This window comes from Yimella sp. cx-51, from assembly GCF_017654605.1.
Taxonomy (GTDB): Bacteria; Actinomycetota; Actinomycetes; order Actinomycetales; family Dermatophilaceae; genus Yimella.
Window position 1 is genome coordinate 3112255 of the sequence record NZ_CP072113.1, and the last position, 12964, is coordinate 3125218.

Here is a 12964-nt window from a genome sequence, read left to right on the forward strand (position 1 = left end):
TTACTGCCCCTGTCCTGTTGGTTGGTAAGAGCTTTCCTGTTCGGCCAACGGATGGCCGGCGTCGTCGGTTTCGTCGTCCTTCTTGTTGGCCACCACCGAGGTGATGAAGGCCGCGCCGATGAAGGCGATGCCGATGCCGCCGATGATGAACTCGCTCAGGTGCGCCTTGATCGTCAGGATCAGCATGATCGCGAGCGCACCGATCGCCCAGTGAGCGCCGTGCTCGAGGAAGCGGTATTCAGCGAGCGTGCCTTCGCGCACGAGGTAGATCGTCATGGAGCGGACGCAGAGCGCACCGACACCCAGACCCATCATGATGATGAGCGGGTCAGGGGTGATCGCGAATGCACCGATCACGCCGTCGAAGCTGAACGTGGCGTCCAGCACCTCCAAGAACATGAACATCGAGAAGGCGGCCTTACCGGCGAGCTTGACCACTTCACCGCGCGATTCGGCTTCTTCGAACTCGTGGTCCTTCTCCTCCTCGCGGGCTTCCATCATCGAGGAGAGGCCGTTGACCGAGAGGTAGAGGACGATGCCGAGCAGACCGGCGAAGAGCACCTGGTTCTTGATCGCCTGGGTGTCGGCGAGGAACTCCGCGGCCAGCAGCAGCGAGACGCCGGCGATGATCACCGACAGGACGTCGAGCTTGCCCAGCTTCTGCATCGGGCCCTCGATCCACTTCAGCCACAGGATGTCGCGCTCGTCGAAGAGGAAGTCGAGGAAGAGCAGCAACAGGAACATGCCACCGAAAGCGGCGATGCTCGGGTGTGCCTCGTTGAGGATGTAGCCGTAGGTGCCCGGGGTCTCCGGGTCGCCCTTCTCCAGAGCCAACTGGACGGCCTCGATGGGGCCGACACCGCCGGTGAGTGTGACGATCAGGAACGGGAAGACCAGTCGCATACCGAACACGGCGATCAGGACGCCGATGGTCAGGAAGATCTTCTGCCAGAAGTCGTTCAGGCGTACGAGGTACTTGGCGTTGACCGCCGCGTTGTCGAAGGAGAAGACGATCTCCACCAGGATCAGGATCGCGGTGAGGACGACGGCGGCCCAGCCGTCGTAGAAGAAGGCGACGATCAGGACGATCGCCGCGACGATCAGGTCCGGGGTGAAATGTCGGAGAGCTTTCATTTCTGCTTTCGTGAAGAAGTGGTGCAGGCAGGTCACAGCCGCCCCAGGTGTCTGAGGCGGCTGCGATCAAGTCGGTCGGATCAGCCGACCGACAGGCCGAAGTCGGTGATGACCCCGCCCAGTCCGTTGGAGTAGCCCTGCGCGATCGCGCGGAACTTCCACTCGCCGGCGTTGCGGTAGAGCTCGCCGAAGATGAGTGCGGTCTCGGTGGAGGCGTCCTCACCGAGGTCGAAGCGCACGCCCTTGTCGTTGTTCATCGGGTCGTCGGCGTCGAAGACGCGGATGTAGGCGTCCGAAACCTGGCCGAAATTCTGGCCGCGGGTGTCGGCCTGGTCGATCGAGGCGACGAAGACGACCTTCTCGACGTCGGCGGACAGGCGGGTGAGATCGATCAGGATCTGCTCGTCGTCACCATCGCCCTCGCCGGTGCGGTTGTCGCCCTGGTGGGTGACCGCGCCGTTGTCGCCGGTGAGGTTGTTGTAGAAGACGAAGTCGGCGTCGCTGCGCACCTTGCCGTCAGCGCCGCACAGCAGCGCCGAGGCGTCGAGGTCGAAGGCGGCGCCGTCGGTCGTCCGCGGGTTCCAGCCCAGACCGACGATCGCGTTCGTCATTCCCGGTGCGGCCTTCGCCAACGAGATGTTGCCGCCCTTGCTGAGGCTGACTGCCATGTTTCTTCCTTCTTTCCCAGGCCCCCGGCCTGCGTGAACTGTCTAGCTTTACTGGTCTAAAACAGTGGCGTGAACGGGTCGCGCCAAGTCATCTGGTCGTAGCCGTAGACGCCTGCCACCTGCTGCAACGTTCCACTGAAGGGGTCGTGTTCCGCTCGCAGCACAATTCTTCCTTCGACGACATAACCCGTGACCAGGGCCTTGGCCCCGAACGTCGCGGACGTGTCGAGCACCACTTCCAGGCGAGAGCCCCCGTACGTGCCGATGACCAAGGTACCGCCGGGCATCGATCGATCGGAGGTCTGCGGCAACCCGATGATGAAGAACCGGAGAACATCGGTGATCGCGCGCAGATTGACGGTGACGCCCTGCGGGGTCGACCGGAAGATCGGGGACGACGGATCAGGACCTTGCGGACGGAGGCCGGGCAGCACCATGCTCTCGCGCTGATCGGAGGTCTCGAAGGCACAGCCGAGCAGCAACTGGTTGGGCTGGGCGGTGGCGGCCTGGAACTCCAGCGCCCCGCCGCTGGACTGCATGCGGGTCAGGTGGACGACCGGGTCATCAACGCTGAGGATGCGGCGTTCTTCCTGCTCGATGGTGGGCAGGCCGAGTTCGTGGGACACCAGCGGTGCGTACCTTCCCTGGGTTTTCGGCGACGGGTTGCCGTTGCCGTTGAGGTCGAGCGGGTTTGAGCTGCTGTGCTGCACCTGCGCCCCCGTCGGCGGCTGGGCCGACGGACGGCTGAGGTCGAGTGGGCTGCTCGCCTGCCTTGGTGCGGGGGCGGGGTCGGGCGCGCTGGACGTGCCGAGGTCAAGCGGATTGCTGGACTGTCTTGGCGCGGGAGTTTGCTCAGGGGCACCGGAAGAGCCGAGATCGAGCGGGTTGCCGGACGACCGCTGCGGCGCCTGACTCTGCTCGGCGGTGGAAGAGCCGAGGTCGAGTGGGCTGCTGCTCGACTGTCGTGGTTGCTGCGATCCGAAAGAACCCAGGTCGAGCGAACCGCCCGAGCTGGTCGGCTGCTGCGGACGCGGCGCGGGACTTTGCTCGGGAGCGCTGGACGCACCCAGGTCGAGCGGATTGCCGGACGAACTCGGCTGCTGTGTGGACGATGCACCCCGTCCTGGTCGGGTGGATCGTCCGCTCAAGAAGTCGGCGACCGGCGACGACGACTGCATCGTGCTCGATGCCAACGAGCTCGGCGCTGACCCACTCGGTGCTGCTGAAGCAGCTGGCGCGGCGCGGCGCGCCCGCAGGAAGGGCGCGTCCTCCCCTTTCACAGGTGCACCCCGAAGTCGCGGGCGACGCCCTTGAGGCCGTCCGAATAACCGGCGCCGAGCACGCGCAGTTTCCAGTCGCCGCCGTGGCGGTAGAGCTCGACCAGCGACAGCGCCGTCTCTCCCGACAGGCCGGGGACGAGGTCATTGGTGCTGATCAGCGAGGCGCCGCCGTCGAGGTTCAACACTCGCACGACGAGCTTGCGCAGCTGACCGAGCGTACGGCGTCCGCCTCCGCCTTCGTTGACGTAGAGCACGAAGACGATGCGTTCGACGTCCTGCGGCACTGCGGCCAAATCGACCTCGACCTGTGCGTCGTCGTCCCCCTTGGCTTGTCCGACATGTGCGGTCGACAGGTCGGAGGAGACCATCTGGTTGAAGTGGACGACGTGGTCCTGGGTGAGGGCCTTGCGATTGCTGCCGCACAGCACGGTCAGCAGGGTCAGGCTGTCGTGCAGGAAACGCTCGGCTCCGGCGTCCCAGTCGACGCCGATGACGACACCCTTCAGACCGGGCACTTCACGGGTGAGGGCGACATTGGCCCCCTTCGCCATTGGACTCACCCCGCCACCCTAACCAGCCGGGCCACGGCGTGACCGCACTTGGTTCGACGGACGGTCCACGGACAAACGCGCTGGGTATCGAGAAATGCCCTGGTCATGACGTAGGCGTTTCTCGATACCCCAGGCGTTTGCGTTCGGCGCAGGTGTCAGCGGCGTGGCTTGTCCGACTCCCGGCCACGAGTGCGCAGGTCGGTCAACTCCTTGCGCAACTCGTCCTTGATCGACTTCTCGAACTTGCGGCGGCGGCCGTGCACGAGCTGGGCGTGGGTGCCGACCAGTTCCTTACCGGTCGAGACCGCCATCAGGATCAGGACGATGCTGAACGGCAGCGCCACCAGGATCGCCATGGTTTGCAGCGCCGCCAGACCTTCACCTCCGGCACCGCCAACCAGGATCAGCGCGGCAGCGATCGCTCCTTCCAGCGACGCCCACATCACGCGGCTCCACACCGGCGGGTTGGGGTTGCCGCCGGAGGCGAGCATGTCGACCACGAACGATCCGGAGTCGGAGCTGGTGACGAAGAAGACGACCACCAGGATGATCGCGACGACGCTCAGCAGCGTGGAGACGGGGAGTCCGTCGAGCAGCTGGAAGAGCGCGAGGTCGGTCGAAACCTTGCCGTCCTTGATGATGCCGCCGGGGCCGTACATCTCGCGGTAGATGCCCGAGCCACCGAAGATGGCGAACCACAGACAGCCGACCACGGACGGCACCAACAGCACGCCGGCGACGAACTCACGCACCGTACGGCCGCGCGAAATGCGAGCAATGAAGACACCGACGAAGGGCGACCAGCTGATCCACCAGCCCCAGTAGAAGGTGGTCCAGCCCGACAGCCACGACTTGCCGTCGTCGCCCTGGAAGGCGAAGGTGCGGAAGCTCATCGACAGGAAGTTCTGCAGGTACGAACCGATCTGCTGGACGAAATCGCTCAGCAGGAACATCGTCGGGCCGAGCAGCAGGACGGCTGCCATCAGCAGGCCAGCGACGACCATGTTGAGGTTGGACAGGAATTTGATGCCCTTGTCGACGCCAGTGACCACCGAGCAGGTCGCGATCGCGGTGATGCCGATGATCAACGCGACGAGCAGCCACTTGCTGACCGTGCCGCTGTCGTCGGTGTCGGCGACGCCGAGGTAACCCAACCCGGCGCCCACCTGGGACACACCGAAGCCGAGCGAGGTGGCGATACCGAAGAGGGTGCCGACGATGGCGAGAATGTCGATGACATCGCCCAGCCAGCCCTTGACCCGGTCGCCCAGGAGCGGTTCGAGCGTCCAGCGGATCGAGACGCTGCGTCCCTTACGGTGCACGGCGTACGCCACTGCCAGGCCGACCACGACGTAGATCGCCCAGGCGTGCAGACCCCAGTGCAGGAAGGTGCTGTCCATCGCGGCGCGGGCCCGGGCGGGCTCGCCCTCCGCGGTGCCGGGCGGCGGGGTGGAGAAGTGGTTGAGCGGCTCGGCCACACCCCAGAAGACCAGGCCGATACCCATGCCGGCCGCGAACAACATCGCGAACCAGGACGGCAGCGAGAACTCCGGGTCTTCCTCGGGTTTGCCCAGCACGATGTCGCCCATCGGCGAGAGCACCAGCCAGATTGCGTAGAAGACGAACCCGGTGACGGTGATGACGTAGAACCAGCCCATGTCACCGACCACGGTGTCGTTGGCCTTGCCCAACACCTCGTTCAACTGGTGCGGCCAGATCAGCGCGATCGCCACAAAGGCGAGCAGGAGAACAGCCGCGGGCCAGAACACGCGGGGTGCCTCGATCAGCCCGTTCTTCGTGCTCTCGTCGTTGTTCTCAGGTGGAGTGTTCTCCTCCCGGTCAAGCGTTTCCGTCGGCGTTGATGAACTCACGAATCGTCCTCCCGAAGGCGCCTCCCCTGGCGCCCGTTGTGTTGTTCAAGCGTTCGAGTCCCGTCAGGACAACTCCTCATTGAACGTGCATTCACCGCTCGATCGGCGCTTAGGAGCCGATCAAATCAGTGACGATCGCCACGGCGCATTGCTCCGAGCGTCGCTGTGGACGTCCGGCGAACGCCCATCAGGGCCGGGTCAGCAGGTGCCTTCCGGGGACGCCTGCCTGAGACGGATCAGCCCGCCGCGTCGGAGGGTTTGATCGGGTTGCCGGGAGCTGCGCGCGTCCCGAGCCAGCCGTTCTCGACACAGCGCGTTCTGGGCGAGGAGCTTCTTGACAAGGCGTTCGTTTGCTCAGAGATCGTCGGCCGACTCGATGGCCCAGGTGGCCTGTCGGCGGTAGGTCTGCCGGACGCTCTCGTCGACGCCTGCCCAGCTCCGCAGGTCGAAGGCAACCGACATGTCGAGGCCGAAGATGCGCTGAGCGACCTCTTCAACGCGCTCGTCGTAGGCCTCGTCGCGCACCGGCACGCTGTAGATGCTCATGCTTGTCCCCCGTCGAGCCAGTTCGATCCGCGCTGATCGGCGCGGCGCAGAAGTTCGGTGACCATGTACTCCCCCGAGTTCGGTCGTCTCCCCAGATGTTCAGCATGACACGGCCGCGACGGATATGTGGCTCAACTCTCACCAAATCCTTGCCCACCCGAGGACGCCACAAACCGGACGCAAAAGCGACGTTTTCGAGGGGCAGGCGTGCGTTTTGCGTCCGGTTTGTGCAGAAACTTCCCCCGCCAGGAGGATGAGGGCATGGAACTGGACGAGACCCTGGCCGACCTGCGCGCGTCACTCACCGAGGCGATGCGTGAGCGCGACCAACCTGCGGTCAGCGCGCTCCGCGCCGCGATTTCGGCGCTGGAGAATGCACAAGCCGTGCCGGACGACGGCGCGCGAGCAAGTGCGATCGAGCAGTCCCCGCGAGGAGAGGGAGCGACGGAGGTGCCGCGTCGGCACCTCACCTCGCACGAGGTGCAATTCCTCATCGAGACCGAAGTCGACCTCCGCGAGGCAGAAGCAACGTCCTGTGACCGGCTTGGTCAGCACGAGCGGGCGGAGCGCCTACGAGCCGAAGCCGACGCCCTCGCCCCTTGGACCACCTGAGCCCGCACCCTCCGCCGCCGGTCGAGCCCCACCTTCGCTGGTTGAGCCTCCGTACTGAGGAACCAGGTACAGCCCGTCGAACCCTCCAGAGCGGCTCGACCACAGGAACAGGCTCGGCGCCGAAAGCTACAGGTCGAGGTCGGACTGGCCGAACTTGCTTTCCAGGAAGCGGCCGTGCACCTGCAGCGCTCGCATATCGCGTTGCCGACTGGCCTCGGCGAGTTCTTCGACCGAGCGGCGCAGCGCGGTGAGTTGCTCGACGAGTTGGTCGTCGGCCGCACCGATCTCAGGTGAACCCGGCGCGGCAGCCCGGACAGCGCCGATATAGGTGCGGATCGACCCAGGCAGGTAGTCAGTGAGCACTCCGAAGATCGCGACGCGCACCGAGATGTCGAGCATGCCGGCGTCCGGCGACGTGAGCACCGTCCGGATGGTGTCGGTGACCGAACGCGCGAGCACCACGCCAAGGCCTGGCAGGTGCGCGGCACTCTGGTTGATCTCGAGCACCAACGACTGGTTGTGCCGCAGCAACGACGGCACGTCGTCGCCCTCGGGCGGACGTGGCGGAGCGGCGGCAGTCGGTGCCCCCGCGTTGCGCGAGCCACGTTGGGCCTGGGCCTGCGCGCGGTCGGAACTCACCGAACCGCGCGCGGCCTGACCGGTCGGGCCGTTACCGGGCTCGAACAGTCGAGAAAGCAGTCCCACTTACTGGCCCTGACCGCCGGGGTACGGCGGCTGCTGACCTTGACCGCCCGGGTAGGGCGGCTGCTCGCCCTGGCGCGGGCTCTGCGGCTGCACTCCACCGGGGATCTGCTGGTTCTGCTGCACCGGCTGGAACTGCGCGGACGTCGTGGCGTCGACGCCCTGGTTGCGCAGCGAGCGCTCCAGGTAGGGCTTGGCGCGCTGCACCTGACCTTCGAGCGCCTGCACGGTGGTGGCCATGCTCTGGTTGGCCTGCACCCGGAAGGTGTCGATGGCGTCCATCGTCTGGAAGACGTTGTCGAAAGCGCGCTGCAGCTTGTCGATCTCGATCGTGCTCGACGCCGCCTGCTGGTTGATCTCGGCGCCCTGCGTGCGCAGCTGCTCGCTGGTCTTCTCGATGAGGTTGGACGTGGTGGAGTTGAGCGCAGTGATCTGGTCGAGGACGATCTTCTGCTGGCTCAGCGCCTGGCTCACGATGACCGCAGTGCGCAGCGCCGCGACGGTGGTGGTCTGCGCACGGTCGACGCCACGGATGAGTTCGATGTTGTTCTTGCGCACGAGGTCGAGCGCGAGGTAGCCCTGCACCGCGACGGCCATCTGGGTCATGATGTCCTGGCGCCGCTGACGGACGGCGAAGAGCACGTCCGACTTCATGATCTGCGCGTCCTCGGTGCGGCCCTCGGCCTCCAGCGCGGCGATCTTGTTCTCGACGGCGCCGTCGAGCGCGGTGGCGAGCTGGTTGTACTCACCCAGCTTCTGCATGGCGTTCCACATGTTCGACCGCTCGACGTCGATGGCCGCGTTGTCCTTGCGCAGCTCGTCCTGACCGCCGGCCAACGAGCGGATGATCGCGTCGAGGTGGCTCTGCGCCGACTGGTACTTCGCGAAGTAGTTCTCGACCTTGTTGCCGCCGGGAATCCACTTCAGCAGCTTCTTGGCGCCCTTGAGGTCGGCGCGGTTGGGGTCGAGGTCGGTGATGGTGCGGCGCAGGTCGATCAGCGTGCCCGACACCTTCGACTGGGCGCTGTCCTTACCGCCCTGCGCAGCCGGACGCTGCAACATGCGGTTGGACACCTCGGACGACTTGCGGATCTCCGAATCGCCCATCAACACAATGGAATTGACCTTCTCGGTGAAGGCCGGCGATTTCATGTCCATGCCGGTGAGGTCGTCGACATAGGCCTGCGCCTTCTTGTCGAGCTCGGTCTGCGCCTCTGCGTTGACCGGCACCGCCTGGATGGCCTGGTTGGGCTCGACGACCGCGACCGGCGCTGGTGCTTCGAGCACCAATCCGCTGGCGGGCGCCTGCTGCGTCCCGGTCTGGGTGGGCTTGGTCGGCTGACCGCCGAGGTCAAGGTCGGACATGTGGTGCCTCTCTCGTCACGCTTGCGTGCGGGGCTTCCCCCTATCGGTTCCCCACTCTAGGCGGAACGCGCGAGCAAGCGGCCTGCGTTCCCGACCGAAACTGACGACGCCGTGCAACTCGTCAGCGAGCAGTGCGCCGCAACGCCATTTCGGCCAACCACGCGGACGCCTGCCAGAGCACGGAATCGTCGAAGGCGGCCCTCGGCGAGTGGTTGTCGGCGGCGTCGGCGGGGTCGTCCTCGACGGTGCAGCCGAGGAAGAAATAGGCGCCCGGCACCTGCTCGAGCACGAAAGAGAAGTCTTCGGCGCCCATCTCCGGGTTGGGACGCTCGACGTACGCCCCGTCACCGAAGAGGTCGGTGACGACCTGGCGACCCAGCTCGTACTCCGCGTCGTCGTTGACGGTGGGCGGGTACGACTCCAGCACTTCGTGATCGGCGGTGAGTCCGTGCGCTGCGGAAATACCTTCGGCGAGGCGAATCACGCTGGCCCGCAGCTTCATTCGTGACTCCTGCGACAGCGAGCGCAAGGTGATCGAGAGTTCGGCGTCGTCCGGGATGATGTTCGACTTCGTGCCCGCGGCGATCCGGCCGATCGTGGCCACCACCGGGTCGAACACGTCGAATTGACGGGTCACCGCGCTCTGCACGGCGAGCGCAATCTCGCATGCGACCGGCACCGGGTCGAGCGCGTCCTGCGGTTGCGAACCGTGGCCGCCCGCGCCGCGCACGGTGATGTGGACGTCCTCCGCGGCGGCCATGCAAGCGCCGCGCGTGGTGAACCAGGTGCCACGCGGGTAGCTGGCCGATGCCACGTGCATTGCGTACGCCGCCTCCACCGGTCGACCCGCGACCTCCAGCAGACCCTCGGCGAGCATCGGTTCAGCGCCACCCGGGCCCTCCTCGGCCGGCTGGAACATCAGGACGACGTCGCCCTGCAACTCCCCGCGCATTTCGCACAGGATGCGCGCCGCTCCGACCAGCCCGGCGATGTGCATGTCATGGCCGCACGCGTGCATGACACCGGGATGCGTTGAGCAGTAGTCGGATTCGTACAACTCCTGCACGGGCAGGGCGTCCATGTCACCGCGCAGCAGCACCACGGGACCGTCGCTGCGAGCGCCGCCGCGAATGACGCCGACGACGGAGTCGAGCGACTCGCCCTCGTGCATCTCGATCGGCAGACCCTCCAGCGCCTCGAGCAGACGCGCCTTGGTGAGCGGTAGCCGCAGTCCGATCTCGGGAATACGGTGGAAGTCGCGACGCAACGCGCGCAGGTCGTCGCTCATGCCCTGAGCCAGGTCAACGGTTCGAGTCACCTCGCCAGACTAGATCCCGCCTGCAGCACGCAATCGTGCTGTCGCGCAGACCCACACCCGACCCGTCCGCTGATGCAAGATGGCTGGGCACCACCTTTGACAACGGCTTGCGAAACACCGAACCCAGGAGGATCGTCCACGCCATGGAGAATTCTGATCACAGGTCACCCGGCAGCTCCTCGGAGCACCAGGAACTCGGCGAGACCTCCGACAACATTCCTCTGGGCCGCACGATCGTGCTCAGCGACACCTTCGTGAAGTCGCTCGACGTCGACCAGTTGCGGGGTTACCTCGACGCCCTGACCGATGTTGCCGCCAACGAGCACGCGGACGTCGATGCCGCCGCCGACGACCTCTCAGGTCGCCTCGCGCCGCTCGGCATCGAGATTGCTCCGGTCGAACTCAACCGCATCGCCGAGCACCTCTTCGGCGGTGGCCCGGCCGAGATCACCATCAAGGATTCGTTCGGCGATGTGCTGCGGCACCAGCCGGGCGGGGCGCACGTGCCGGCCGAGCAGCCCGCCGCCACTGACCCCGAGCACCCCGCGCGTCCCGCTGCTTTCGACTGATCCGTCGCTGGTCGGCGCTCGAAGAGCTGAGTCGGTGTGGATTCGACGCGCCACACGCCGCTTAACCACACCGACTCAGCGGGCGACGGGCCAGTCGACCTCAACGAAGGCCGGCCTCCCCAACCGGGGATTATTGGTGAGGGTGACCAAATTATCGGTATTGCGTGAATAGCTGACGGCGAGCTTGCCGTCACGCAGCTTCAACTCAGGATGCGCCAATGGTGCATATTGCAGCGCGGCGCCGTCGCGGAAAGGCACTCTCACCTGCCGCGATCGCTGCCACGGGCCCGTCGGCCCGGCCGAGGTCCACGAGCACACGGTGTCGCCCAGATCGCCACCACACTTGGACACGATGGCGAACTTTCCGTTGATCACATCGGCGGAAAAGGTCTGAGAAACACCGTCCCCCGCGCTGAGGACGTTGGTCGCTGCGCGGTGGTCCCGGCCCCATTCGGTGCCGTTCCAGAAGGTCCAGGTCTTCTGGTCGGCGAGGCTGGTCAGAGGCGCCCGCGCCACATACATGGGGCGACTGCCACCGAAAGCGTCCGCCGTACCGAAGACGTACAGCCAGTCGTCGCGGACGACGGAGGCACCGCCCCAGTTGACGGGGGTGGACCGATCGGGGGTGAGCTGTAGGTGCTGGACCACGCGCGGCACTCCACCTCGCGGCACCTGCAGCAGATAGGCGTCCGCACCGAGATAGTCGAAGTCGAAAGCTCCGAATCCGGTGCGTTTGATCCGCGAGGTGAAGAGCGCGAGGTTGTCGCCGTCCCGGTCGGGCAGCACGGTCAGCGAGGTCGGCCAGTACACCGCACCGTCGGCGCGATCGGCGAGCACCGGGCCCGGCTGGACGAACTGGGGACGCTTCACCAGCAACTGAGAGACGCAGGTATCGCTACTGATTGCAACGGAATTGGCGACCATGCGCGGTGCCACTGCCGAGCTGCGAACGGTGTCACCGAAGGCCCAGATGATGCGCCCGTCCGACAGCATTCCGCTGGTGGCGACGTCTGCAGCCTGCAGGTAGGGCAGGTCGAGATCGCCGACGATCTGGTTGAGCATCGCCACTGTCGTGCCACCGGTCAGCTTCGGTGCAGCGCAGCGTGGCTCGAGCGTTGACCCGTCAGCGCGGACGACCGTGGTGGAAGTGTTCGGATCGCTCCCCTCGGCGGCATCAGTGCCAGCGTCCAGCGCCCGGTTCTGATGCAGCATCAACCCAGCAACCACCGCGAGCACGCCGATCAGCGCAAAGAGTCGCAGCCGCCAGTGCCGACGCCGGAACGCACGGATCTCCTCTACCGCCTCGTTCAACCGTTCGTGTGACACAGCGCCCAGTCTGCCGGAGTCTTCCGCAGTCGCTGGACGTCTTGTACCGCCAAACGCTCACCCTGTGGCACTTTGCTCGGGGTAGGCCGCGCGCCAAGTGACACAGGGTGCGCAAACATGCACGCGGATCAGCCGGTGCGGGACTCGGGGATCCGGTAGAGGTCGTAGTGACGTTCCCTCGTGCCGTCACTGGCGCCGCAGAGCGCGCGTCCGCTGGTGGTCACCAATACGCCAGGCGCGGTGGCCAGTTGGGCTCCGCTGCGGTCGAGGGCCGCAACCTGCCATTACTTGCCGTAGTAAGTGCGCGCCCAGATGACGCCGTCGTGCACGGCGAACGCCTGGCGCGACCCGCGGTCGGACGTCGGCGGTCGGTGCCAGGGCCGCCGGGCGATGCGGCAGCTTCTCTGCACCTTCGAGGGTGGTCATCTCAACCTGCCTCGTGACGATGAGCGGCACTGCGTCGTGCCGCCAACGCACCGCCCCGGTCTTGGCGTCAAGTGCGACCACCCCGCGACCCGTGCGGTAGTCATCGTCCCGCTCGTCGTGAGTGTTGACATCCACGAGCACGAGCGGCTGGTCGTGTCCGCTCACGGTTCCCCGCCAGATGGCACTGCGAGTGCCCGCACCGAAGAACTGGTCATTCTCGAGATCGTGCGTCCACGTCTTGCCTGAGACGACATCCGTGCCGACGAGCATGCGGCTGTCCTTGCCCGTGCGGTAGATGTCGTTCTGGCGCACGACGACATCCCCGGCTGAGGCGAAGTTGCGGTCGGTGCTGCTCGTCCAGGACGACACCTTCTGCAACTGCACTTTCACGCCGGACGATGGTGCAGCCGCGGTAGGTATTCGGCGCTTCCGCGCGCGACCTCTGGCTCGCCGCAGGCCGTCAGCAGACCGGTGCCCAACACCCCGGCCAGCATCGTCCGCCTCGAAATGCTCATGCCGGCTAGGACGTCGACAACCACGTCAGCCGTTCCGCTCACCTCAACCAGCCATCACCAGACAGCGACCGGGGAGGGCTC

Annotated in this window: 14 protein-coding genes; 2 read left to right on the forward strand and 12 right to left on the reverse strand. The window is 66.1% G+C overall.

Going from position 1 to position 12964, the window contains the following annotated elements; all coding sequences use genetic code 11:
- From J5M86_RS14835 to J5M86_RS14860, 6 genes are all read right to left on the reverse strand, one after another.
- Nucleotides 1-1134, reverse strand: a complete 1134-nt coding sequence (locus J5M86_RS14835; RefSeq protein ID WP_188061318.1) for a DUF475 domain-containing protein — start codon at nt 1132-1134, stop codon at nt 1-3.
- Between the two features lie 80 nt (nt 1135-1214).
- The gene (locus J5M86_RS14840; RefSeq protein ID WP_188061319.1) at nt 1215-1802 is read right to left on the reverse strand and encodes a TerD family protein; all 588 of its coding nucleotides are present in this window, start codon (nt 1800-1802) and stop codon (nt 1215-1217) included.
- A gap of 56 nt (nt 1803-1858) precedes the next feature.
- Nucleotides 1859-3082, reverse strand: coding sequence for a hypothetical protein (locus tag J5M86_RS14845; RefSeq protein WP_208965058.1), 1224 nt, complete (start codon nt 3080-3082; stop codon nt 1859-1861).
- On the reverse strand, nt 3079-3633 hold the full coding sequence (locus tag J5M86_RS14850) for a TerD family protein (protein WP_188061430.1): 555 nt from the start codon (nt 3631-3633) through the stop codon (nt 3079-3081). Before J5M86_RS14850 ends, J5M86_RS14845 begins: the two co-directional genes overlap by 4 nt.
- Before the next feature lie 155 nt (nt 3634-3788).
- Nucleotides 3789-5504 carry a BCCT family transporter gene (locus J5M86_RS14855; RefSeq protein WP_244328381.1) on the reverse strand — a complete coding sequence of 572 codons (1716 nt, stop codon included), beginning with the start codon at nt 5502-5504 and terminating at the stop codon, nt 3789-3791.
- 354 nt (nt 5505-5858) lie between these two features.
- Nucleotides 5859-6050: a hypothetical protein gene (locus J5M86_RS14860; protein WP_188061321.1), complete on the reverse strand. Its 192-nt coding sequence runs from the start codon at nt 6048-6050 to the stop codon at nt 5859-5861.
- Nucleotides 6051-6311: 261 nt separating this feature from the next.
- On the opposite strand from J5M86_RS14860, the gene J5M86_RS14865 reads away from it, so the two are divergent.
- Nucleotides 6312-6662 carry a hypothetical protein gene (locus J5M86_RS14865; RefSeq protein WP_188061322.1) on the forward strand — a complete coding sequence of 117 codons (351 nt, stop codon included), beginning with the start codon at nt 6312-6314 and terminating at the stop codon, nt 6660-6662.
- Nucleotides 6663-6788: 126 nt separating this feature from the next.
- On the opposite strand, the gene J5M86_RS14870 is transcribed toward J5M86_RS14865, so the two are convergent.
- The 3 genes from J5M86_RS14870 to J5M86_RS14880 all read right to left on the reverse strand — a co-directional run bounded on the left by J5M86_RS14870 (nt 6789) and on the right by J5M86_RS14880 (nt 10047).
- Complete coding sequence (locus J5M86_RS14870) at nt 6789-7367, reverse strand: hypothetical protein (protein WP_188061323.1); 579 nt, start codon at nt 7365-7367, stop codon at nt 6789-6791.
- Entirely contained in the window at nt 7368-8729 is a 1362-nt protein-coding gene (locus J5M86_RS14875) for a toxic anion resistance protein (RefSeq protein WP_188061324.1), read from the reverse strand.
- A gap of 121 nt (nt 8730-8850) precedes the next feature.
- Complete coding sequence (locus tag J5M86_RS14880; RefSeq protein ID WP_244328382.1) at nt 8851-10047, reverse strand: M20 family metallopeptidase; 1197 nt, start codon at nt 10045-10047, stop codon at nt 8851-8853.
- Nucleotides 10048-10190: 143 nt separating this feature from the next.
- Between J5M86_RS14880 and J5M86_RS14885 the strand changes: the two genes are divergently transcribed.
- Nucleotides 10191-10616: a hypothetical protein gene (locus J5M86_RS14885; protein WP_188061325.1), complete on the forward strand. Its 426-nt coding sequence runs from the start codon at nt 10191-10193 to the stop codon at nt 10614-10616.
- A 75-nt stretch (nt 10617-10691) separates the two neighbouring features.
- Here J5M86_RS14885 and J5M86_RS14890 read toward each other — a convergent pair whose 3' ends face one another.
- From J5M86_RS14890 to J5M86_RS15635, 3 genes are all read right to left on the reverse strand, one after another.
- A complete protein-coding gene (locus J5M86_RS14890; RefSeq protein ID WP_188061326.1) occupies nt 10692-11942 on the reverse strand; it encodes a DUF4185 domain-containing protein in 1251 nt (416 codons plus the stop codon).
- Nucleotides 11943-12128: 186 nt separating this feature from the next.
- A complete protein-coding gene (locus J5M86_RS14895; RefSeq protein WP_188061327.1) occupies nt 12129-12758 on the reverse strand; it encodes a hypothetical protein in 630 nt (209 codons plus the stop codon).
- Nucleotides 12755-12883 (reverse strand): hypothetical protein, encoded by a 129-nt coding sequence (locus tag J5M86_RS15635; protein WP_255427646.1) that lies wholly within the window; start codon nt 12881-12883, stop codon nt 12755-12757. Before J5M86_RS15635 ends, J5M86_RS14895 begins: the two co-directional genes overlap by 4 nt.
- Between the last annotated feature and the right edge of the window lie 81 nt (nt 12884-12964).